Source organism: Sphingobium chungangianum, assembly GCF_977014255.1.
On record NZ_CDRNIV010000006.1, the window covers coordinates 596,129 to 618,345 of the forward strand.

Here is a 22,217-nt window from a genome sequence, read left to right on the forward strand (position 1 = left end):
GCCCACGCGCCAGAGAGCCGCCTGAACCATGGACGACCTCTTCATCCCTCCGCCGCAGCCACGCGAAGACATGCTGAACGTCAGCTTCGAAAGCTGGGAAGGGCCGCTTGACCTTCTCCTCGCGCTGGCTCGGTCACAGAAGGTCGACCTGCGGGAAATCTCTATCCTCGCGCTGGTCGAACAATATCTGGCCCATATTGAGGGCGCGCGGAAGCTGAAGCTGGAGCTGGCGGCCGATTATCTGGTGATGGCGGCGTGGCTCGCTTACCTCAAATCCTCGCTGCTGCTGCCCAAGCAGGCCCAGCCTGATCCCAACCCCGACGAACTCGCGCTGCGCCTGCAATTGCGGCTTCAGCGGTTGCAGGCCATGCGAGAGGCCGGTGCCCGCCTGATGGCGCGCGATCGCGTCGGCCGGGACGTGTTCGTCCGCCCCCGTCCGGAGGGGCTTCGCCTCGTGCGCAAGGCGAAATGGGCCGCCAGCCTCTACGATCTATTGCAATGCTATGGGCAGGTGCGCGCGCGGACGCAGCCCGTCGTCCACATGGTCGTCGCTCGGCCGGTCATGACCCTCGACGAAGCGATCCAGCGTGTCAGCGCGCTGGTCGGGTCGGCGATCGACTGGACGGTGCTGGAATCCTTCCTGCCCGATGGTCAGGACGGGCCAATGGCGCGTTCGGCGCTCGCCAGCAGCTTTGTCGCGGCGCTGGAACTGGCGCGGCAGGGGCGGCTGGAAATCCAGCAGGACGGTATTTTCGAGCCCATTTACCTGCGCGCCGCGCTACCCGAACAAAGTGGGGGACGTTTGTTGTAATGCAGGAACCGGACGATTTCATGCGCGCGGTGGAGGCCGCCCTGTTCGTTGCTGAACATCCGTTGACCACCGTCGAATTGCGGCAGCATGTGGGGGATGCCGGGGACATCGCCGCCGTGCTTGCCGCGCTGTCGGATCATTATGCCGGGCGCGGCATCAATCTCGTCGAACGCGGCGGGCGCTGGCATTTTCAGACGGCGGCGGACCTTGCCCACATCCTGCGGCGGGAAAAGGATGAGACTCGCAAACTGTCCCGCGCCGCGATGGAGACGCTGGCCATCATCGCCTATCATGAACCTGTCAGCCGCGCGGAGGTCGAGGCCATTCGCGGCGTGCAGGTGGCCAAGGGAACGCTGGACGTGCTGATGGAAGCGGGCTGGGTCCGGCCAGCGGGCAGGCGGGAAGTGCCGGGCCGTCCACTGATTTACGCCACCACGCACGAATTTCTGTCACATTTCGGTCTTAGCAGCCGCCGGGATCTGCCGGGCATGGACGATCTGCGCGCTGCCGGATTGCTCGATCCCGTCGATCTCGCGCTGGAGGGCCTGGGGGCTCAATCCGTTCTGGAAAATGATGAGGAAGAAGCCTAGAAAGGGCTTACTGTCAGGAGAAAGTTAAAATGGGTTCCTTTTCGTTGATGCACTGGGTCATCGTTCTCCTGGTGGTCATGCTGTTGTTTGGCGGCGGCCGTATTTCTGGGCTGATGGGCGACGTTGCCAAGGGCATCAAGAGCTTCAAGAAGGGTATGGCCGACGATGACGACGACATCGCGCCCGCCAAGCCTGCTACGCGGATCGAAGGACATCGTGTTCCTGAACAGGACGCACCGACCGCCACGTCCGAAGAAAAGACCAAGGCCTGATTTTCATTTCACGCCCAAGCGGTAGGCGCGCATGTTCGATATCGGTTCGACCGAACTTCTGCTGATCGTGATCGTCGCGGTGGTCGTGATCGGTCCAAAGGATTTGCCGCGCGCCTTGTACAAGGTGGGGCAGATCGTCGGCAAGGCGCGCGGAATGGCGCGCCATTTCCGTACCGGCATCGATGCCATGGTGCGGGAAGTCGAGGTGGAAGAACTGGAAAAGAAGTGGGCCGATCAGAACCGGCGCATCATGCAGGAACATCCGGCCGACGCTTCCGCCACTCCCGCGATGGAGCCATTGCCGGCCTCTTCGAACGATCCCGCGCCCGCCGCCACCACATCTCCGCCGCCCTTCGTGGCGCAATCGGCGCCCGTTGCTCCGGCTCCTGCTGCCGACGGCCCACCCTATATCGCGGCGCAGTCCGCTCCGGCCGGTAAGGGCGACGCGCAGGCATGAAGGATATCGACGATTCCAAGGCGCCGCTGCTCGACCATCTGATCGAACTACGCGGGCGCCTTCTGAAATGCGTATGGGCGTTGTTCATCACCGGCGCGGTCTGCTTCTATTTTTCCGACAAGCTCTTCGCCTTTCTGGTGCATCCTTTGAAGGAAGCCTTTGGCGACGCGGGCGGGCGGCTGGTCTATACCAAGCTGTACGAGGCCTTTTTCGTGCAGGTGAAGGTGGCGATCTTCGGCGCTTTCTGCATCTCCTTCCCGATCATCGCGAACCAGCTTTGGGCCTTCATCGCGCCGGGCCTTTATGCCAAGGAAAAGAAGGCGTTACTGCCATTTCTGGTGATGACCCCGGTGCTGTTCCTGATGGGCGCCAGCCTGGCTTATTATATCGTGATGCCGACCGCGTTCCATTTTTTCCTTGGATTCCAAGGAAAAAGCAGCGGTCTTCAGGTAGAGGCGCTCCCCAGCGCCGATGCCTACCTTACGTTAGTTATGCAGTTCATCCTTGCATTCGGCATCAGCTTCCTGATGCCCGTCCTGCTGATGCTGCTCAATCGCGCCGGTTTCGTCACCCGCGCCCAGTTGATTGGCCTGCGCCGCTATATGATCGTCGGCGCCTTCATTCTCGCCGCCGTACTGACGCCGCCCGACGTCGTGTCGCAGCTGATGCTCGCCATTCCCCTATTGCTGCTTTACGAAATCACGATCGTCGCGATCTGGTTCACCGATCGCAAGCAGGCGCGGGAAGCTGCCGTCGCAGCCGCGGACGGAGCCGACGCTTCCACCAGCTAAAAAAAAGGCCCGCCATTAGGGCGGGCCGCAAGGGTGGGAGCCTGTTTACGCTGCTTACTTCGCCGCGTCTTCCACGGCCGCGCCAGCGCTCTGCACGTCTTTGCCAGCGCCTTCGACGGTGTTGCATGCAGCCACCATCAGCGAACCGGTAAGCAGCAGAGCGGCAAGGATCTTCTTGGTCATGGTCGTCTCCTAGGAAAAAACTCGAGCCGGACAGCCTCGCTATCCAGCGGCTGAGGAGGAGAACCCACGGCCGCGAAATACGTTCCGCATCCGGAAATATCTGATTTTGAATGGAAAAGGCCCAAAAAATCTGAGCCCGGAACGCGTCGGGGGGGGGGAGATGCGTTCCGGGCTCATGTTTTTTTGGATAGCAAGAGCGGGGGGCAAAAGATTTGCTATCCGGTATGCAGAACCCTCCATCACAAGATTTGGTTCCGCTGTTTTGCAATTCGGCTATATTTTTTATTTTCTAGCAAAATCAGCTATTTGGAGAATGCATGGGAAAATATCTCACGCTGGCTTCTTCAGATGAGCGGCCGTCCGCTATTTCTATATTCGGGCCGGATGGTAGACGGCGGGAGTGTGTCCTGAGGCGCTGGGGGCGGAACGATAATAGGTGCTGTCACATCGGCACCGACGGGCTCGGCGTAACGCTCAGCGATGCGTGGACTCGTCGGCCAAGCGCGAACAGAAGGGCCGGACTGCCATTCCCGGCCGGGATAGGGGGTGCGAAACGCCGCCTCCGTGCCGTTATATCCGGGCATCTGATAGAAGATGTGCGCGCCGATCACGGCGACGGCGCGCTTCGATGCAGCCCATCCTGGCCGCACTGCCAGCGTGTGGTAGAAGGTCGCGAGCCCCACTGGGGCATAGACACGGCCCGCAAGCGCCTGTTCCGCTATGCGGCGGGCGCGCGTCCAGCTTTGCACATGGTTGGCCCGGCCCATGGACCCGTCGCAGCTGAAGGTGAATTGACACAGGGAATCGGTGCGCTCCGACCCCTGATAGACGACGCCGCATACGCTATGGGGCCAGAGCGGATTGCGAACGCGGTTGAGAACAACCTGAGCGACGGCGCGCTGGCCTTCTTCGGGTTCGTTGCCCGCCTCATAATAGATGGCGGAGGTCAGGCAGTGGATTGCCCGGTAGCTGTCCAGCGGCGTTTGCCCACGAAAGGCTGCGGCTGGAGCGGCATCGACGTTGCCGAGCTTCAGGACATGTGGGCTGTTGCCGGGTGAAGCGGGCAAATCCTGAAAGATGCCGTCAACGAAGAAGTAGGCAGAACCGGGGAAATTTTCGCCCGGCTTTTCCGCGACAGCATCGCGTGACGCTGCGTCAGCCAGCATATCTAGCGGAGCGGCAGTGATCAGGCGCGGCAAGGCAAGCGCGATCACCGCCAGCGCGGCTAATGCCATATGCCATAATCGCGCGCGCGCCATGTCTGAAGCCGTCTGCTTTCACAAATTCATCGCGGCGGTGTGCCGCACGACCCGTCCTTAGCGCAAAAGCCTTGCCACTTTCTTCCCGCCCGATGCGATCTTTGTGCGGCAATGAAAACGGCTCTTTGGGTGGATGAGCATTCCCTTGCTTGGCAAGCGTGCATCCGCTCCGCTATGCGGGGAACATGCTGGTTCAGAATGATAGCCTCGCCCTGATTGGCAACACGCCGCTGGTACGCCTTACCGGCCCATCGGAAGAGACGGGCTGCGACATCTTCGCCAAGTGCGAATTCGCCAACCCCGGCGCGTCGGTAAAGGACCGCGCAGCGCTCTTCATCGTCAATGATGCGGAGGAAAGGGGCTGTTGCAGCCGGGCGGCACCATTGTCGAAGGGACAGCGGGCAATACCGGCATCGGGCTTGCGCTGGTAGCCAATGCGAAGGGCTATAAGACGATCATCGTCATGCCCGAGACCCAGAGCCGGGAGAAGATGGACACGCTGCGCGCACTGGGCGCGGAACTGGTGACCGTGCCTGCGGCGGCCTATTCCAACCCCGGTCATTTCGTCCACACGTCGCGCCGGATCGCCGAAGAGACGGAGAATGCGGTCTGGGCCAATCAGTTCGACAATATCGCGAATCGCAAGGCGCATATCGTCGGTACGGCCGAGGAAATCTGGCTACAGCTGGAGGGGCAGATCGACGGCTTCACTTGTGCAGCGGGCACTGGTGGCACGATCGCTGGGGTCGGGCTCGGCCTCAAGGCGCATGACGAGAATATCACCATCGCGCTGACCGATCCCTATGGCGCGGCGCTCTATAATTATTATGCCCATGGCGAGTTGAAGGCGGAAGGGTCGTCGGTGGCCGAGGGCATCGGGCAGGGCCGTATTACCGCCAATCTGGAAGGCGCGCCGATCGACACGCAGTTCCGCATTTCCGATGAGGAAGGGCTGCACTGGGTCGAGCGATTGCTGGCGGAGGAAGGGCTTTGTCTTGGCCTGTCCTCAGGGATCAACGTCGCAGGCGCGGTGGCGCTGGCGAGAGAGCTGGGGCCGGGCAAGCGGATCGTCACCATCCTGTGCGACACAGGCTTCCGTTATCTGTCCACCCTCTACAATCGTGAGTGGCTGGAAGCGAAGGGCTTGACGGTCTTCCCCTGGCTCGCGCACAATCGCTGATCGCCGACAAGGGTCGCGGCGACAAGATAAAGAGCGCTTAATGGCTGAACATCCCCGCCGACAGGAAGGGTTGCAGCGTGTCCAGATCGGCCTGACGGGGCTGGCGGGCGTGGTGCTCCTCGTAGGTTTGGCGAATATCGTGATCGACAAGGCGCGGATCGATGATCCGGCGGTGCCACCGCCGACCGTGCCGACCCTGGACGTCAATGCAGTCGCGCCCAAGGAACCTTTGGCGGAGCTGGGCGTGCAGCCCGCGCCGGAACAGCAGCCGATCGTCCCGGATCTCCAGCCGGACCCCAATCTGAGCAAGCCGATGGATCGCGACCCACAGCCATCCGGCCGCTGAAGGTCCGAACCGGGCCGTGCATTGCTTGAAGGCGGCGCCACGCACATTCCTGATGCTTTGGCTGGGATCGGCGCCGGTCCTGCTCAGTGGCCCGCGCTGATCCCGGTTCCAATCGCTGTCATGCTGGGCTGGAGGCTGGGTGGCTTCGCGCGGTATGGGCCGAGGACACTGATCGGCGGGATTTTCTGGGCAATGTTGGGATTAGCGATTTTGGCGCGGTTAAGCTGTTGACGCGGGGAGGTGTTGCCTTGCCAAACTCGTCTCAAGGAGCGCGAAAATTGATATAGAACCAGAACAAAACGGGATTTCCCAAAATCTCCCGACTTTTCCCTTTTCTTGTGCCCCGGCCCTTGGTATCTAATTCGCATAGGGGTTTGTCAGGCTTTGCTAGTCCTGCGCACCGGGCCGCAATGACGCGGGTTGGTGAGCGGCTGCCTGCGCCCTTGCGAACAGAGGGGCAGCAGTCCGCACGTGCCGGAAATCATTCTCTTTACAGGCAACGCGTTCAGCGTAGCGGACGGCAAGGGCCGTTTCGTGCTGCCTCTGGAGATGCGTCGGCAGGTCAAGCTGTCCAGCGGCGGCGAAACGCGGCTGTATCTCTCCGTCCATGGCGACAACCCCTGCGCCACGGGCTTTGGAGAATCGCATCGCCGTTTCCTGTTCACCGAAGTCGAGGAACTGGCTCGCGAGGCAAGGGCGCACGGCCGCGACTATAATGCCGATCTGGAACTTGAACGCCGACTCGGCACGATCGAGGAAGTGAATTTCGACGACGGCGGCCGTTTCGCCATGCATCCCGACATCAAGGATGAATATGGCATCACCGATGCTGTCTTCTTCTATGGCGTTGGCCGTTACATCCAGATCTGGAAGCCGGAAACGCTGGTCGACAGCAAGGATCGTCCGGAATTGATCCGCAATAAGGTGCGCCGCTGGCTGGACCAGCGGACGGCGGGGGACGGCAAGTGACCGCTCCTGCCGATCTGGATCGTCACATCCCGGTTCTGCTCAATGAAGTGCTGCATGCCCTCGCCATCAACCCCGGCGAGATTCATGTTGATGGCACGTTCGGCGCGGGCGGTTATTCCAGTGCGATGGCGGAACGGGGCGCGAAGGTTTTTGCCTTCGACCGCGATCCCGACGCCATCCGGGAAGGCGAGGCGCTGGCGAAGGAGAAGGGCATCACCCTGATCGCCGGGGAATTTTCCCGCATGGAGCAGTTGCTGGGCGATCGCGGCATTGCCTCGGTATCGGGTGTGACGCTCGACATCGGCGTGTCTTCGATGCAGCTCGATCGCCCGGAGCGCGGCTTTTCCTTTCAGGCGGACGGCCCCCTCACCATGACGATGAGCCAGAACGGGATGAGCGCCGCCGATTTCCTGAACAACGCCCCTGAGCAGGAGATTGCCGACGTCCTCTATCGCTATGGCGAGGAGCCGCGCTCGCGCCGGGTAGCCCGCGCGATCGTGGAGGCTCGCCCGTTGGAGCGCACCGGTCAACTCGCCAGCGTCGTTCGCCGGGCGCTGGGCCACAAGCCGCACGACAAGAAGGACCCGGCAACCCGCACCTTCCAGGCGATCCGCATCCATGTGAATCGCGAGCTGGAAGAATTGGAGCGTGGGCTGGAAGCGGCGGAAGCGATGCTGGAAGAGGGTGGTCGATTGGCCGTGGTGACTTTCCACAGCCTGGAAGACCGTATCGTCAAGCAGTTCTTGCGCCAGCGCAGCGGCGGGGAAGGCGCGGGATCGCGCCACCTGCCGGAACGCAAGGCCGCCGCCGAGCCCACCTTTCACAAACCGGCCAAAGCTATTCGCCCCGGCGAGGCAGAGCTGGCCCGCAACCCGCGCGCACGCTCCGCGACCCTGCGCAGCGCCGTTCGTACATCAGCGTCCATTTCTCAGCCAAGTTCTTCCAGGAGCGCCCGCCCATGATTGCGGTGAAGAGGTTGCAGAGCCTGATCTGGATCCTGCTCGTAGCGCTGGGTGCGCTTGGTGCCTATCTGGTATCGCTGAAAGTCGCGACCGAGCGTAATGAACTGATGAAGGTGCAGACGCAGATCGCGCGGGCGCGGGCGGACATCCGTTATCTGGAAACGGAATTCAGCGCGCGGGCGAGCATGCGGCAGCTGGAGCGCTGGAATCAGGATGATTTCATGTACGCGACGCCGACCGCGCAGCAATATCTTGGCGGTGAGCGGGCGCTGGCTAACCTGGATGGCATCCAGCCCAACGGCCCCGACTATGTCGCGCCGCCTGTGATGGTGGCGATGGTCGAAAGCCCTGCCGACCTGCCATCTGCGCCGCAGGCCGCTCCGGCGAGTCCCGCAGCTACCCAAATTCGCAGCGATATCGCCGTGATCCGTGAAGCGCATGCGGCCGACAATGTCGAAAAGATTGCTAAGCCCGCCGCCAAGACTCCTGCGGAAAAGGCGAAGGACGATGCGGACGTGTCGAAGCCCAATCCGGTGGCTCGCCATGCGGAGCGGATGGCGATGCTGGATGCCAAGCTGCTTGACGACAGCACCATCGGCGACATCAGCGCCAAGGCGGCGCGCGAACGCAAGAAAGGCGCGCGCTGATGGCGACGATCATCGTTCAGCCGGGCGGCGCCAGGGCGGGCAAGCAGCGGGTTGATCTGACTGCGGTTGCGCACAACCGGCTGATGTTGCTGCTGATCCTGTTCATGGCGATCACGGCGGTGGTGATTCTACGGCTCACCTGGGTGGGCATCTTCGCGCATGGCGCAAGCGGCGATGGCGCCGTTTCGGGCCTGCTTCCCGCCCGCGCTGACATTGTCGATCGCAATGGCGTGCCACTCGCCCGCACGATGGACGCCTATTCCATTGCGGTGCGCCCGTCGAAGCTGATCGGCGAGCCCGCCGAACTTGCGCGCAAGCTGCACGAGATTTTTCCCGATGAGCCTGAGGCGGCGTTCTACAAGAAGCTGACCGGCAAGGGTTGGGCCTATCTGCGCCGCCGTGCGCTGCCCGAGGAAGTGGCGGCGGTGAATGCGCTGGGCGAGATCGGCATCGAATTTCCCCGTGAGAAGGAACGCCTGTATCCCCAGCGCAGCCTGGCGGCGCATGTCCTCGGCTTTGCGCCCAATGCCGACGGGCAGGGTGGCATGGGGGTCGAGGCGGCGTTCAATGACCGGCTGACCGATCCGGCGCTGCGTGGTCAGCCTTTTGCCATTTCGATCGACAGCCGGGTGCAGGGCGCGCTGGAGAGCGAGCTTTACGCGCAGATGGTCGCGCAAAATGCCAAGGGCGCGGGCGGCATCATCATGGACGTGAATACCGGCGAAGTGATTGCGATGGCGTCGATCCCCGTGTTCGATCCCAACAAGCTTCAGAATTACGCTGGCAAGAAATGCAGCGAATCGCCACTCTGCAACCATATGGTTCAGGCGCGCTACGAACTCGGTTCGACGTTCAAGCCATTGTCGATCGGCGAGGCGATGGATCGCGGTGTCGTCACTTCGATGGCGAAGCGCTACGACGCGACCGCCCCGCTTGCGGTGGCCGGGTTCAAGATCAAGGACGACCACGCGCTCGGCCGTTGGATCAATGTGCCGGAAATATTGGTGCACAGCTCCAACATCGGAACGGCACGGATCGCCGATGAAATGGGCGCCGCGCCGATGCAGCAACTGTTCCGCAACCTGCAATTCGACCAGCGGGCGCCGATCGAGCTGAAAGAACGCGCCAAGAGCATTTGGCCCTATAATTGGGGCCGCATAACGACGATGACTGTGTCCTATGGTCATGGCATCGCGGTGACGCCGCTGCACCTTGCCGCCGCCTATGCGGCATTGGTCAATGGCGGCATCTGGCGGCCTGCCACCTTGCGCAAGCTGCACGCCAATGAAGTGCCCGAAGGCCACCGCGTCTTTTCGGCCGCCACCAGCGCGCGGATGCGGCAACTGTTGCGGATGATCGTCGCCGCAGGTACAGGTCGCAGCGCCGACGCCAAGGGATTCCGGGTGGGCGGCAAGACGGGTTCCGCCGAGAAGCCTGAAGAAGGCCGGTACAATAAGAGTTCACTGGTGACGACTTTCGCGTCCGCATTTCCGATGGATAATCCCCGCTACGTCGTGCTGACGATGATGGACGAGCCCAAGGGCAACGCGCAGACTTTCGGCCTGCGCACGGCTGCCTGGACGGCCGCACCGGTGGTCAAGCGCGTGATCGAACGCACTGCGCCGATGCTGGGTGTGCTGCCCGACGAACGGCGGGACGTCGATATTTCCGACCTCATGCCCCTGCTTGGGCAAGACAAGGACAAGGATTGAGATGCGCCTCGGGTCGCTTATCGAGGGGCTGGATGTGAAGCTCGACACGGGGGCGCCGCTAGACGCTTCGGTGTCGGGCTTCGCGATCGATAACCGGAAGGTTGCGCCGGGCACGGTCTTTGGCGCCTTCCAGGGACTGCGGGTGAATGGCGAGGATTTTATTGCCGACGCCGTGCGCGCGGGCGCTGTTGCGGTCGTCGCGCGGCCGGAGGCGAAGGTGGAGGGGGCGGTCCATATCGCCCATGACAATCCCCGCCGCCTTTTCGCCTTGCTCGCCGCTCGCTATTTCGCGCCCTTCCCGGAAGTAACCGTTGCCGTCACCGGCACCAACGGCAAGACGTCGACCGTGGAACTGGCCCGCCAGCTATGGCGGATGCTCGGCCATCATTCCGCTTCGATCGGGACGCTCGGCGTCACCACATCAGTCGATCAGGTATCGACGGGCCTGACGACGCCGGACATCGTTACCTTCCTGTCCAACATGTCGGGGCTGAGGCGCGAGGGCGTCACCCACGCAGCCTTCGAAGCGTCGAGCCATGGCCTTGCGCAATATCGGACGGAAGGACTGCCGGTGTCCGCGGCCGCCTTCACCAACCTGTCGCGCGACCATCTCGATTATCATGGCGACATGGACAGCTATTTCGACGCCAAGATGCGGCTGTTCGATGAGGTGGTCGCGCCCGACGGCGCGGCCGTCGTCTGGGCCGATGACGCATGGTCCGACAAGGTCATCCAGCGAGCTACGAAGCGGGGGCTTCGTGTGCTGAGCGTCGGGGTGCAGGGGCAGGCTTTGCGCCTTGCCAACCGCACCCCGACCCAGTTGGGCCAGACGCTGGAAGTCGAGGCCGAGGGTAAGCTCTACAAGGTCAATCTGCCGCTGATCGGCGCCTATCAGGCCGCGAACGCCTTGACTGCCGCTGGGCTCGTCATCGCAGGCGGCGAGGATGTGGCGAAGGTTCTGGAACTGTTGAGCCGGGTTCAGCCGGTGCGCGGTCGCCTGGAGCGGGCGGTGATCACCAAGGCGGGCGCCCCCGTCTATGTCGATTATGCGCATACGCCCGATGGACTGCGCGCCGCGATTGAAGCGCTGCGCCCCCATACGCGCGGCAAGCTGATCGCGCTGTTCGGCGCTGGCGGCGATCGCGATGCTGGCAAGCGCCCGCAGATGGGCAAGGTTGCCGCAGAGTTGGCTGATCATGTCATCGTCACCGATGATAATCCCCGTTCGGAAGATCCTTCCGCCATTCGCGCCGCCGTCATGGCGGGGGCGTCGGGCGCGGAGGAGATCGGTGGTCGCCGCGCCGCGATCGCCGCCGCCATTGCGCGGGCCGGTGGGGATGATATCGTGCTGCTCGCGGGCAAGGGGCATGAACAGGGGCAGATCATCGGCGATCGGGTGTTGCCGTTCGACGATGTCACTGTTGCCCGGGAGTGCGCTGGGTGAGCGAGCTTTGGACTTCCGAGGAAATAGCGCAGGCTACAGGGGGTGCCGCTTCGGCACCCTTCGCCGTTTCGGGCGTCGCCTTCGATAGCCGCGAGGTAACCCACGGTGACCTGTTTGTCGCGATGAAGGGCGAGACGACGGACGGCCATCATTTCATCGACAAGGCTTTCGGTCAGGGCGCCGCTGGCGCGATCGTCAGCGAGCCTGTTTCTCAACCTCATATACTGGTCGCCGACAGTGCCGCTGCGTTGGAAGCGCTGGGTCGCGCTTCGCGTACGCGCATGCAGGGCAAGGTGGTCGGGGTCACGGGGTCAGTCGGCAAGACGGGCACCAAGGAAGCCTTGTTCCAGGCGCTGGACCGCATCTGCCCGGGTCAGGTGCATCGTTCGGTCAAGAGCTACAATAATCATGTCGGCGTGCCGCTCAGCCTATCGCGCATGCCCCGTGCGTCGGCCTTTGGCGTGTTCGAAATGGGCATGAACCATGCCGGTGAACTGGCGCAGCTGACGCGGCAGGTGCGGCCGCATGTCGCCATCGTGACCGCAATCGCCCCGGCGCACATCGAATTTTTCGGCACCGAAGAGAAGATCGCGCAGGCCAAGGCGGAGATATTCGAAGGGCTTGAGCCCGACGGTACGGCGATCATCCCCTATGACAGCCCGCATGTCGCGACGCTCTACGCAAAGGCAGAGCAGCATGCCTCCCGCATCCTGACCTTCGGTTTTGACGAAGAGGCCGATGTGCGCGCGCGTGACATGGTTCCGGCGGCGAACGGCGGCACATTGGTAACGGCCACGCTGCCCAGCGCCGAACTCTGCTTCACCGTGGGTGCGCCCGGCGAACATTGGGTTTCCAACGCGCTGGCCGTGCTGGCGGCGGTCGAAGCCTTGGGCGGCGATCTGGCTGCTGCGGGTCTGGCGCTCGCTGAAATGCCGGGCCTGCCGGGCCGTGGCGAGCGGCGGTCTGTCGCGGTCACGGGCGGCGAAGCGCTGCTGATCGATGAAAGCTACAATGCCAATCCGTTGAGCATGGCCGCTACGCTCAAGCAGTTAGGCAGGGAAAATGCGAGCCGCCGCATCGCCGTGCTGGGCGGCATGCGGGAATTGGGCGATCGCAGCCACGAACTCCATGCCGGACTTGCCGAGCCGCTTGCCGCCGGTCAGGTCGACTACGCCATTCTAGTGGGCGATGAAATGAAACCGCTGGCTGAGGCGCTGCACGGTCAGCCGTTGGCCTTTGATCATGTGCCGGATACGGCGGCGGCCACCGATCTTATTCGGACGGAAATGCGCGCTGGCGACGCCATATTGGTCAAGGGCTCGAACGGCATCGGCCTGTCGCGCCTGGTCGCCGCGCTTGGGGAACATAGGAACTAATGCTCTACTGGCTCGCCCAGACCATGGATTTCGCGGGGGTTTTCAACCTCATCCGCTATCTTAGCTTCCGTGCGGGTGCGACGATCGCGACGGCCTTCATCATCGGCCTTGTGCTGGGTCCGCGCTTTATCGGCTGGCTGCGGGTGCGGCAGGGCAAGGGGCAGCCGATCCGTGATGATGGTCCGCAGACCCATCTGGCAAAGCGCGGCACGCCGACCATGGGCGGGCTGATGATCCTCACCTCCATGATCACATCGGTGCTGCTCTGGATGGATTTGTCATCCATCTATGTTTGGGCTTGCCTGTTCGTGACGCTGGGTTTCGGCGCGATCGGCTTCCTTGATGATTATGACAAGGTGACGAAGGCCAGCCACAAGGGGCTGTCGGGCAAGATGCGCCTGGCGTTCGAGTTCCTGATTGCGGGCATAGCCGCCTGGTTGATCGTCAACCAGCACGGGAATACGGCGCTCTACCTGCCCTTCTACAATGGCCCGGCGATCGAGCTTGGCCCCTTCTACTTCCTCTTCGCCGCATTCGTGATCGTGGCGTTCGGCAACGCTGTGAACCTGACCGATGGTCTCGATGGCCTTGCGACCATGCCGGTGATCATCGCCTGCATGGCGTTCATGGCGATCGTCTATCTGGTCGGCCGCGCGGACTTTGCGGCCTATCTTGGCATCCCGCATGTGCCGGGCGCGGGCAATCTCACCATATTATGCGGTGCGATCATTGGCGCGGGCCTAGCCTTCCTCTGGTTCAACGCCCCTCCCGCCGCCGTCTTTATGGGCGATACCGGCAGCCTCGCGCTGGGCGGCACCATCGGCGTGATCGCGGTGACCGCGCATCATGAAATCGTGCTGGGCGTTATCGGCGGACTGTTTGTGGTCGAGGCGATGAGCGTGATCATCCAGGTCTTCTTCTACAAGCGCACGGGCAAGCGTGTGTTCAAGATGGCGCCGATCCACCATCATTTCGAGCAGTTGGGCTGGGCCGAACCGACGGTCGTGATCCGCTTCTGGATCATCTCCTTCGTGCTGGCCCTTGCCGGTCTCGCTACGCTGAAGCTGCGGTGAGCTGGATGACTCTACCTCCTCCGCCTTCGCTGGCAAAACATATGCGGTCCTTGGCCTGGCGCGGTCCGGACTGGCGACCGTAGAGGCGCTTGTGGCCAGCGGTGCACGCGTTGTCGCCTGGGACAATCGGGACGAAGCGCGCGCGGCTGTCGCGGACAAGGCCGAACTTGCGGACCCGCTGGAGATCGATCTCGCGGGCTTTGACGGCGTTGTCGTTTCCCCCGGCGTGCCTCTCAACAAGCATCCGATTGCCATGCATGCCAAGCTCGCCGGCGTCCCCGTCATCGGCGACATCGAGCTGTTTGCGCTCGCCCGTCCAACACTTCCCGCACATCGGGTGGTCGGTATTACTGGCACCAACGGCAAGTCGACTACGACGGCGCTGGTTCACCACATCATAGAGACAGCAGGCATCCCGACCCGCATGGGCGGCAATATAGGCCTGCCGATTTTAGGGCAGGAGCCGTTGCCGGAGGGCGGCATCTATGTGTTGGAACTGTCGAGCTATCAGATTGACCTGACGCAGAGCCTGGACTGCGATGTTGCCGTGCTGCTCAATATCACGCCGGATCATCTCGATCGCTATAATGGCTTTGAAGGCTATGTCGCGTCCAAGGCGCGGTTGTTCGGCATGCAGTCGCCCGACCATGTCGCGGTGATCGCGACGGAGGATGAACCGAGCCGATCCATCGCGGCTCAGCCGGGCGCTCGGCGGGTAGAGGTGAAGGCTGGGGACATCGATCCCGCCGCGCAGGCGAACTGGCCGTCGCTTCAGGGACCGCACAACGCGCAGAACGCAGCGATAGCCCTCGCCGTCGGGCGCGCGCTGGGCATCGATGAAGCGACGATCGAGGCCGCGCTGCAAAGCTATGCCAGCCTGCCGCACCGGATGCAGCGCGTGAAGGAACTGAACGGCGTTCTTTACGTCAACGACAGCAAGGCGACCAACCCGGCCTCGACGGCGCCCGCGCTCGCAGCCTATCCGCCCGTCGATGGCCGCCCGCGCCTGCACTGGATCGTGGGGGGGCTGGCAAAGACAGACAATCTGGACGAATGCGCGCCATGGTTCGGCAATGTCGCGGCCGCTTATACCATCGGTGAAGCGGGTCATATGTTCGCCGATCTGCTCAAAGATCATATGGCGGTGGATGATAGTGAGATGCTATCGGCCGCCGTTCGCCGCGCGGCGCGTCTAGCACAGCCGGGTGACGTCGTGCTCCTTTCGCCAGCCTGTGCCAGTTTCGACCAATTCCGGGATTTCGAGGCGCGAGGCGATGCCTTCGTCGCGGCCGTCGCGGCGCTGGAAGAAGGGGCCCTGGACGGCTAAGGGCGGCGCAGGGGCGCAGAAGGGGCGATTACAATGTTCAGGGCAGGCGAACTGGTGAAGGGGTTCAAGAACCGCACCGTTCCGCGCGAGCGCACGGCCCTGGCCATCTGGTTCTGGGAAATTGACCGCGTCCTATTGTCGCTGATCGTCGCCCTGATGGCGATCGGTCTGGTTGCGGTCGCGGCAGCTTCGCCCGTGGCGGCGATCGACCGTTCGACCAGCAGCGTGTCCGTCACGCCTCTCATCTATTTTTATCGCCAGCTTATGTGGGTCTTCATCGGCCTGCCGATCATGCTGGTCATATCGATGTTGCCCCGTCAGCAGGCCCGGCGGTTGGCCATGTTCATGACGGCCTTCTTCATCGTGATGTTGCTGTGCGTGCCGGTCCTCGGATCAACCGTTAACGGCGCGCGGCGCTGGATCGATCTGCCCGGATTTCGCTTTCAGCCCTCGGAATTCCTGAAGCCTGTCTATGTCGTCTCCATGGCTTGGCTGCTTTCGCTGCGGGGCAAGGACATGTCCCTGCCGGTCATTCCGCTGACCGGCGTGTTGACGCTGTTGATCGCGGCGATCCTGATGAAGCAGCCCGACTTCGGCCAGACGGTCATTTTTCTTGCATGCTGGGGATGCCTGTTGCTGCTGTCCGGTGTGTCGATGCGGTTCATCGGCATGATGGGTGGCGTGGCGCTGGCTGGCCTGATCGCCATGTACATGTTCTACGAAAATGGCCGTCAGCGCATCAATGACTTCCTGGGCATCGGCGTCGCGCAGGACACGGGTCCGGACCAGACCGAACTTGCATTCCGCACGATCACCCATGGCGGATTCACGGGGGTGGGGCCGGGCGGCGGCCAGGAGAAATTCCGCCTGCCCGAAGCGCATACCGACTATATCTTTTCCGTGATCGGTGAAGAGTTCGGCCTCCTCGCCTGCATCGGCATCGCCTGCGTCTATCTGGCGATCGTCGTCCGCGTGCTGCTGCGCATGCTGGACGAGGATGATAATTTCACGATCCTGGCGGCAGCGGGCCTTACCACGCAGTTCGGGTTGCAGGCGATCATCAACATGGGCGTCAATGCCCAGATATTTCCTTCGAAGGGCATGACGCTGCCCTTTATCAGCTATGGCGGCTCCTCTATGCTGGCCCTTTGTATCGGGGTCGGCCTGCTGCTTGCGTTCACACGGCGCAATCCCTTCATGGGGCGGCATACCGTCGTCAAATGGAGTGGTCGATGAGCATTTCCCGTCACTTCGTCCTCGCCGCGGGTGGGACGGGCGGTCACATGATTCCGGCGCATGCTGTGGCCGAGGAGTTGATGGCGCGCGGCCACCATGTCGCTTTGGTCACGGATGAGCGCGGCGCCAAGATCCCGGGCATCTTCGATCGCGCGCAGGTCCATGTCCTGCCTGCTGGCCGCATGACCAAGAACCCGAAAAGCTGGCTGGGCGCGCTTAAGGCCATCCTTGCAGGCCGCGCCATGGCCCGCCGGCTCAACGAGACCTTCCGCCCCACCGCTGTCGTCGGCTTTGGCGGCTATCCCGCCATGCCTGCGCTGTTGGGCGCGCTGGCGGATGGCATCCCGACCGCCATCCACGAACAGAATGCCGTGCTAGGCCGCGTAAACCGTTTCCTCGCCCGCCGCGTCGATGCGATTGCTACGGCTTACCCGAAGGTCGAGCGCCTGCGCGACAAATATGCGGGCAAGGTCCATTTGGTCGGAAATCCGGTCCGCGAGGAAGTGAAGGCGCTGCGGGACGAGGAGTTTCCGGCGCTGACGGACGAGAGCGTATTCCGCGTGCTCGTGATCGGCGGCAGTCAGGGTGCCAGCATTCTTTCGTCGGTTGTGCCGGACGGCCTTGGCATGTTGCCGCTCAGCCTGCGCCGTCGTTTGCAGGTGACGCAGCAATGCCGGGCCGAGGATATCGAGCGGGTTCGGCGCTTCTACGCCGACCTGGAAATTCCCGCTGACCTGGCGACCTATTTCAACGATGTGCCGGAAAAGCTCAGCTGGTCGCATCTGGTGATCGCTCGCGCGGGAGCATCGACGCTGGCGGAACTTACCTGCGCGGGGCGCCCGGCGATCCTTGTCCCGCTGCCGAGCGCGATGGATGACCATCAGACGGTCAACGCGCGGGAGATGACGGAAGCGGGTGGCGCGCGGACTATCCCGCAGTCGCGCTTCACCGCCGTGGAACTCGCCAAGCAGATGCAAAAGATGGCGATGGAGCCCGGCGCGCTTCAGAACGCAGCCAAGCGCGCTCGTGCCTGCGGCCGTCCCCATGCGGCGCGTGACATGGCCGACCTGCTGGAAAGCATCGGCCCCGCGCCGATCATGAACGATCCTTTGAAGGTCGGGCCGATCCCGACCAGCCTGAATTTGCAGGGCGTCCCTGCATGAATATGAACCCCCTTTGTCATCCCGGCTCGCGCGGGAATGACGGAGTTTTCCCGGAGATTAAGGCATGAAGGGTGTCGGCACCGACATCGGCACGATCCATTTCATCGGCATTGGCGGCATCGGCATGTCCGGTATCGCCGAGGTGATGCACAATCTGGGTTACAAGGTTCAAGGGTCCGACGTGGCCGAGGGCTATGTCGTCGAAGGTTTGCGCAAGAAGGGCATCGACGTGATGATCGGCCACAAGGCCGAAAATCTGGGCGATGCCGCCGTGGTCGTGACTTCGACCGCGATCAAGAAGGGCAATCCCGAAGTTGATCTGGCGCTGGAAAAGCGCGTCCCCGTCATTCGCCGTGCAGAAATGCTGGCGGAGCTGATGCGGCTCAAATCCACCGTCGCGGTCGCGGGCACGCATGGCAAGACCACGACCACCTCAATGGTCGCGGCACTGCTCGACGCTGGCGGGGTGGACCCGACCGTCATCAACGGCGGCATCATCAACAGCTACGGCTCCAACGCCCGCCTCGGCAAGAGCGACTGGATGGTGGTCGAGGCCGATGAGAGCGACGGCAGCTTCCTCCGCCTCGACGGCACGCTGGCGGTCGTCACCAACATCGATCCCGAGCATCTCGACCATTATGGCAGCTTCGACAAGGTGAAGGACGCCTTCGTCGAGTTCGTCGAAAATGTGCCCTTCTATGGTGCCGCGATGCTCTGCCTCGATCATCCAGAGGTGCAAGCGATCCTGCCGCGCGTGCAGGACCGTCGCATCGTCACCTATGGTTTCTCGGCGCAGGCCGATATTCGCGGCGAGAATGTGCAGCCGATCCCCGGCGGCAACCGCTTCGATGTGCAAATCCGCGAGCGCGACGGTTCGCTCCGCCGGATCGAAGGGATCGAAATGCCGATGCCCGGCCGCCACAACGTGCTGAACGCCATGGCGGCGATCGGTGTGGCGCTGCAAATGGGCATTGATGATGCGACGATCCAGACGGGCTTTGCGAAGTTTGGCGGGGTGAAGCGTCGTTTCACTAAAGTCGGAGAGATTCCGACGGGACAGGGGGTCGCGACCGTCATCGACGATTATGGCCACCACCCGGTCGAGATAAAGGCCGTGCTGGCGGCCGCGCGCGAGGGTGCCAAGGGCCGCGTTATCGCGGTGGTACAGCCGCACCGCTATACCCGCCTTCGCGACCTGATGGATGAATTTCAGCAGGCGTTCAACGACGCCGACATCGTCTATGCGGCCCCGGTCTATCCGGCGGGCGAGCAGCCGATCGAAGGCGTGGATAGCGCTGAGTTGGTCGCGGGTCTGAAGCGTCGGGGGCATCGCCACGCTGCGACGGTCGAGGGCGCGGACGATCTGGCCCGCGTAATCGCTGACGATCTTCAGGCTGACGACATGGTCATCTGCCTTGGCGCGGGTGACATCACCAAATGGGCCGCAGGTCTGGCCACAGCCGTCGCGGCGAAAGCCGCTTGATGAGTCGGTATCAAACCTTGGCGCCGGGAGCATTGGGTTGACCACGACAGTGGCGCCCCTTCCTCCGGTTCGCGGGTCGCTGAAGGCTGACGCCCCGCTGGCTCCGCTCGTATGGTTCAAGGCGGGCGGCGTCGCACAGTGGCTGTTCGAGCCCAAGGATGCTGAGGATTTGGCGGACTTTCTCGCCCATCTTGATCCAGCCGTCCCGGTGATGGCGCTTGGCCTTGGCTCCAACCTGATCGTGCGTGACGGAGGCGTTCCGGGCGTCGTCGTGCGTCTGGGCAAACCCTTCGCGAAGGTTGAGCAGATCGACGCCACCTCGCTCCGCTGTGGGGGAGGGGCGTCCGGCATCCTCGTATCCTCGACCGCGCGGGATGCGGGCATTGCAGGGCTTGAGTTCCTGCGCTCGATCCCCGGCACGGTGGGCGGTTTCGTGCGAATGAATGGCGGCGCCTATGGGCGCGAGACTTGCGACATTCTGGTCGAGTGCGACGTAGTGCTGCGCTCCGGCGAGCGGGTGACGCTGCCGCTCGACGCCTTGGGCTATACCTATCGGCACAGTAGCCTGCCCGAAGGGGCGGTGGTGGTCAGCGCCCTGTTCCGGGGTGGTCCCGGTGATCCTGCCGCTATTCAGGCCGAAATGGACCGCATCGCCGCAGCGCGAGAGGAAAGCCAACCGCTCCGCAGCAAGACCGGCGGATCGACCTTCAAGAATCCGGACGGTCACAAGGCCTGGGCTCTGGTCGATGAGGCGGGTTGCCGGGGACTGCAATTGGGTAGCGCTCAGGTTTCGGAAAAGCATACCAACTTCCTCCTCAACCTTGGCGATGCCACCAGCGCGGACATTGAAGCACTGGGCGAGGAAGTGCGCCGCCGGGTGAAGGCAAAGAGCGGCGTCGAGCTTGAATGGGAAATCCAGCGGGTGGGGGTGAAGAAGTGATCCGCCCCACCCGCCCGTCATCCCAGCGAAAGCTGGGATCTCCTTCCTCCTTCCCAGCTTTCGCTGGGATGACGAATATTTCTGTTCTGGAGTTCTACCAATGACCCGTGGCCCCTGGCATGTCGCCGTCCTGATGGGAGGCTGGTCCGCCGAGCGCCCAGTGTCGCTGATGAGCGGCGAGGGCGTCGCAAAGGCGCTGGAATCGCGCGGGCATCAGGTCACGCGGATCGACATGGACCACAATGTCGCCGCCCGTCTCGCTGAAACCAAAGCGGATGTCGTTTTCAACGCGCTTCATGGCGTTCCGGGCGAGGATGGCACGGTACAGGGCATGATGGACCTGATGGGTCTCACCTATACTCATTCGGGCCTCGCCACCTCTGTGATCGCGATCGACAAGCAACTGACCAAGCAGGCGCTGGTGCCCCACGGCATCCCGATGCCCGGCGGCCACATCATCGACAGCGCCAGCCTGTTCGAAGCCGATCCCCTGCCGCGTCCCTATGTGGTGAAGCCCGTCAATGAAGGCAGCTCCGTCGGTGTCGCCATTGTAACGCAGGACGGCAATTACGGTTCGCCCATCGGCCGCGATGTGGAAGGCCCCTGGCAGCATTTCGACCAGCTCCTTGCGGAACCCTATATCCGGGGCCGGGAACTAACCACCGCCGTTCTGGGCGATGAAGCGCTGCTCGTGACGGAACTCCGTCCAAAGAGCGGCTTTTATGATTTCGACGCCAAATATACCGACGGCATGACCGAGCATGTCTGCCCGGCCGAAATTCCGAATGACATCGGCGAAGCGTGCAAGGCCATCGCCCTGCGCGCGCATCAACTGCTGGGCTGCAAGGGCGCTTCGCGATCCGATTTCCGCTGGGACGATACGCAAGGGGTAGAGGGGCTCTACCTTCTGGAGGTGAACACCCAGCCCGGCATGACGCCGCTCAGCCTCGTGCCGGAGCAGGCGGCGAAACTGGGCATTGACTATGCCGAGCTGGTCGAGCGTATTGTCGAGGATGCGCTGATGCAGAAACAGGGCGCTAAGGGGGCAGGGCATGGCTGAAGCACGCATCCGGCGGGGAGGCACGGCGCGTCTGACGGGTGCGGGTGGACCTCGCGGCCGTAATGGATCGGGGCGGGGCAAGCCGGGCAAGCGTCGTTCCTGGTTTGGTCGCATGCTTCATGCACTTCCAGTCAGCGAAGACACGCTGCAACGCATGGCGAGCTGGGCCATAGTTGGCATCGTCGTCGCCGCAGCCGGTGGCATCGCCATGCTGCTGGGCGTGCCGGCAATGGCCGGGCAGAAGGCGGCGGAGGTCGCAGCCAATGCCGGTTTCGAGGTTCAGAAGGTCGAAGTGCGCGGCGTCGAACGAATGGACGAACTGCCAGTCTATAATATCGCGCTCGGCCAGGTGGACCGCTCCATGCTGTCGCTCGACCTGCCCAAGGTCCGCGACGAAATGCTGAAGCTCGGCTGGGTCAAGGACGCGCGCATTTCGCGGCGCCTGCCGGACACGCTGGTGGTCGATATCGTGGAGCGCGATCCGGTCGCTGTGTGGCAGCATGATGGGCAGTTGCACCTGATCGACGTCCAGGGCGTCGTGCTTCAATCGGTGTCTACGGATGCGATGCCCGACTTGCCGCTGGTCGTCGGCCCCGATGCCAATCGCCAGACTGCGGGCCTCAACAAGCTTATGGAAAATGCGCCCGCGCTGAAGCCCATGCTGGCCGGTGCGACCTGGGTCGGGAACCGCCGCTGGGATTTGCGTTTTCAGTCCGGCGAAACCCTTTCGCTGCCGGAAGGAGACAGGGCCTCTGCGACCGCGCTCGTCAATTTCGCGCGCATGGACGGCGTTAACCGCCTGCTGGGTCGAGGCATCGTGAAGTTCGACATGCGCGACCCGGATCGCTTCATCCTGCGTCTGCCGCAGAACCAGGTGAGCGATAAAGCCGAAGTCAATGCTCCCGCCGCGCCTCAGGGCGAGGAAGGCTGACGCGC

The 22,217-nt window shown here is 63.0% G+C and carries 22 protein-coding genes and 1 pseudogene; 21 read left to right on the top strand and 2 right to left on the bottom strand.

Annotation, left to right across the window (positions count from 1 at the left end; all coding sequences use genetic code 11):
* The first annotated feature begins 28 nt into the window (after positions 1 to 28).
* Genes ACWNC0_RS09920 through tatC form a run of 5 tightly spaced genes read left to right on the top strand, consistent with a single transcriptional unit; the run spans position 29 to position 2,921 of the window.
* Positions 29 to 811 (top strand): segregation and condensation protein A, encoded by a 783-nt coding sequence (locus ACWNC0_RS09920; RefSeq protein WP_449471321.1) that lies wholly within the window; start codon positions 29 to 31, stop codon positions 809 to 811.
* The gene (gene scpB / locus ACWNC0_RS09925) at positions 811 to 1,401 is read left to right on the top strand and encodes an SMC-Scp complex subunit ScpB (protein ID WP_449471322.1); all 591 of its coding nucleotides are present in this window, start codon (positions 811 to 813) and stop codon (positions 1,399 to 1,401) included. Before ACWNC0_RS09920 ends, scpB begins: the two co-directional genes overlap by 1 nt.
* A 29-nt stretch (positions 1,402 to 1,430) precedes the next feature.
* Positions 1,431 to 1,673, top strand: a complete 243-nt coding sequence (locus tag ACWNC0_RS09930) for a twin-arginine translocase TatA/TatE family subunit (RefSeq protein WP_196225436.1) — start codon at positions 1,431 to 1,433, stop codon at positions 1,671 to 1,673.
* 31 nt (positions 1,674 to 1,704) lie between these two features.
* Positions 1,705 to 2,130: a Sec-independent protein translocase protein TatB gene (gene tatB / locus ACWNC0_RS09935; protein ID WP_449471324.1), complete on the top strand. Its 426-nt coding sequence runs from the start codon at positions 1,705 to 1,707 to the stop codon at positions 2,128 to 2,130.
* Positions 2,127 to 2,921, top strand: a complete 795-nt coding sequence (tatC, locus tag ACWNC0_RS09940) for a twin-arginine translocase subunit TatC (protein WP_449471326.1) — start codon at positions 2,127 to 2,129, stop codon at positions 2,919 to 2,921. The genes tatB and tatC overlap by 4 nt, the downstream gene beginning before the upstream one ends.
* A 54-nt stretch (positions 2,922 to 2,975) precedes the next feature.
* Here tatC and ACWNC0_RS09945 read toward each other — a convergent pair whose 3' ends face one another.
* Positions 2,976 to 3,104 (bottom strand): entericidin A/B family lipoprotein, encoded by a 129-nt coding sequence (locus ACWNC0_RS09945; RefSeq protein WP_196225439.1) that lies wholly within the window; start codon positions 3,102 to 3,104, stop codon positions 2,976 to 2,978.
* A gap of 344 nt (positions 3,105 to 3,448) precedes the next feature.
* A complete protein-coding gene (locus tag ACWNC0_RS09950) occupies positions 3,449 to 4,363 on the bottom strand; it encodes a cell wall hydrolase (RefSeq protein ID WP_449471328.1) in 915 nt (304 codons plus the stop codon).
* A gap of 185 nt (positions 4,364 to 4,548) precedes the next feature.
* Between ACWNC0_RS09950 and ACWNC0_RS09955 the strand changes: the two are divergent.
* The 16 genes and pseudogenes from ACWNC0_RS09955 (at position 4,549) to ACWNC0_RS10030 (ending at position 22,212) form a co-directional block, all read left to right on the top strand.
* Positions 4,549 to 5,543: pseudogene (locus tag ACWNC0_RS09955) on the top strand (cysteine synthase A).
* A 40-nt stretch (positions 5,544 to 5,583) separates the two neighbouring features.
* Positions 5,584 to 5,889, top strand: coding sequence for a hypothetical protein (locus tag ACWNC0_RS09960; protein ID WP_449471330.1), 306 nt, complete (start codon positions 5,584 to 5,586; stop codon positions 5,887 to 5,889).
* Positions 5,890 to 6,360: 471 nt separating this feature from the next.
* On the top strand, positions 6,361 to 6,858 hold the full coding sequence (locus tag ACWNC0_RS09965; protein ID WP_449471332.1) for a division/cell wall cluster transcriptional repressor MraZ: 498 nt from the start codon (positions 6,361 to 6,363) through the stop codon (positions 6,856 to 6,858).
* Positions 6,855 to 7,820 (top strand): 16S rRNA (cytosine(1402)-N(4))-methyltransferase RsmH, encoded by a 966-nt coding sequence (gene rsmH, locus ACWNC0_RS09970; protein WP_449471334.1) that lies wholly within the window; start codon positions 6,855 to 6,857, stop codon positions 7,818 to 7,820. Before ACWNC0_RS09965 ends, rsmH begins: the two co-directional genes overlap by 4 nt.
* Positions 7,817 to 8,467: a colicin transporter gene (locus ACWNC0_RS09975; protein WP_449471335.1), complete on the top strand. Its 651-nt coding sequence runs from the start codon at positions 7,817 to 7,819 to the stop codon at positions 8,465 to 8,467. Before rsmH ends, ACWNC0_RS09975 begins: the two co-directional genes overlap by 4 nt.
* On the top strand, positions 8,467 to 10,179 hold the full coding sequence (locus tag ACWNC0_RS09980) for a peptidoglycan D,D-transpeptidase FtsI family protein (RefSeq protein WP_449471336.1): 1,713 nt from the start codon (positions 8,467 to 8,469) through the stop codon (positions 10,177 to 10,179). Before ACWNC0_RS09975 ends, ACWNC0_RS09980 begins: the two co-directional genes overlap by 1 nt.
* Before the next feature lies 1 nt (position 10,180).
* The gene (locus tag ACWNC0_RS09985; protein WP_449471338.1) at positions 10,181 to 11,623 is read left to right on the top strand and encodes a UDP-N-acetylmuramoyl-L-alanyl-D-glutamate--2,6-diaminopimelate ligase; all 1,443 of its coding nucleotides are present in this window, start codon (positions 10,181 to 10,183) and stop codon (positions 11,621 to 11,623) included.
* Positions 11,620 to 12,999: a UDP-N-acetylmuramoyl-tripeptide--D-alanyl-D-alanine ligase gene (locus tag ACWNC0_RS09990; protein ID WP_449471340.1), complete on the top strand. Its 1,380-nt coding sequence runs from the start codon at positions 11,620 to 11,622 to the stop codon at positions 12,997 to 12,999. Before ACWNC0_RS09985 ends, ACWNC0_RS09990 begins: the two co-directional genes overlap by 4 nt.
* Complete coding sequence (mraY, locus tag ACWNC0_RS09995; protein ID WP_449471341.1) at positions 12,999 to 14,072, top strand: phospho-N-acetylmuramoyl-pentapeptide-transferase; 1,074 nt, start codon at positions 12,999 to 13,001, stop codon at positions 14,070 to 14,072. The genes ACWNC0_RS09990 and mraY overlap by 1 nt, the downstream gene beginning before the upstream one ends.
* Position 14,073: 1 nt before the next feature.
* Positions 14,074 to 15,399: a UDP-N-acetylmuramoyl-L-alanine--D-glutamate ligase gene (gene murD / locus ACWNC0_RS10000; protein ID WP_449474592.1), complete on the top strand. Its 1,326-nt coding sequence runs from the start codon at positions 14,074 to 14,076 to the stop codon at positions 15,397 to 15,399.
* Positions 15,400 to 15,432: 33 nt separating this feature from the next.
* Positions 15,433 to 16,635 carry an FtsW/RodA/SpoVE family cell cycle protein gene (locus ACWNC0_RS10005; protein ID WP_449471343.1) on the top strand — a complete coding sequence of 401 codons (1,203 nt, stop codon included), beginning with the start codon at positions 15,433 to 15,435 and terminating at the stop codon, positions 16,633 to 16,635.
* Entirely contained in the window at positions 16,632 to 17,798 is a 1,167-nt protein-coding gene (murG, locus tag ACWNC0_RS10010) for an undecaprenyldiphospho-muramoylpentapeptide beta-N-acetylglucosaminyltransferase (protein WP_449471344.1), read from the top strand. Before ACWNC0_RS10005 ends, murG begins: the two co-directional genes overlap by 4 nt.
* A gap of 64 nt (positions 17,799 to 17,862) precedes the next feature.
* Positions 17,863 to 19,281, top strand: coding sequence for a UDP-N-acetylmuramate--L-alanine ligase (murC, locus tag ACWNC0_RS10015; protein WP_449471346.1), 1,419 nt, complete (start codon positions 17,863 to 17,865; stop codon positions 19,279 to 19,281).
* A gap of 49 nt (positions 19,282 to 19,330) precedes the next feature.
* Entirely contained in the window at positions 19,331 to 20,221 is an 891-nt protein-coding gene (murB, locus tag ACWNC0_RS10020; RefSeq protein ID WP_449474593.1) for a UDP-N-acetylmuramate dehydrogenase, read from the top strand.
* Between the two features lie 100 nt (positions 20,222 to 20,321).
* Positions 20,322 to 21,281, top strand: a complete 960-nt coding sequence (locus ACWNC0_RS10025; RefSeq protein ID WP_449471348.1) for a D-alanine--D-alanine ligase — start codon at positions 20,322 to 20,324, stop codon at positions 21,279 to 21,281.
* Complete coding sequence (locus tag ACWNC0_RS10030) at positions 21,274 to 22,212, top strand: cell division protein FtsQ/DivIB (protein ID WP_449471349.1); 939 nt, start codon at positions 21,274 to 21,276, stop codon at positions 22,210 to 22,212. The genes ACWNC0_RS10025 and ACWNC0_RS10030 overlap by 8 nt, the downstream gene beginning before the upstream one ends.
* Positions 22,213 to 22,217 lie beyond the last annotated feature (5 nt).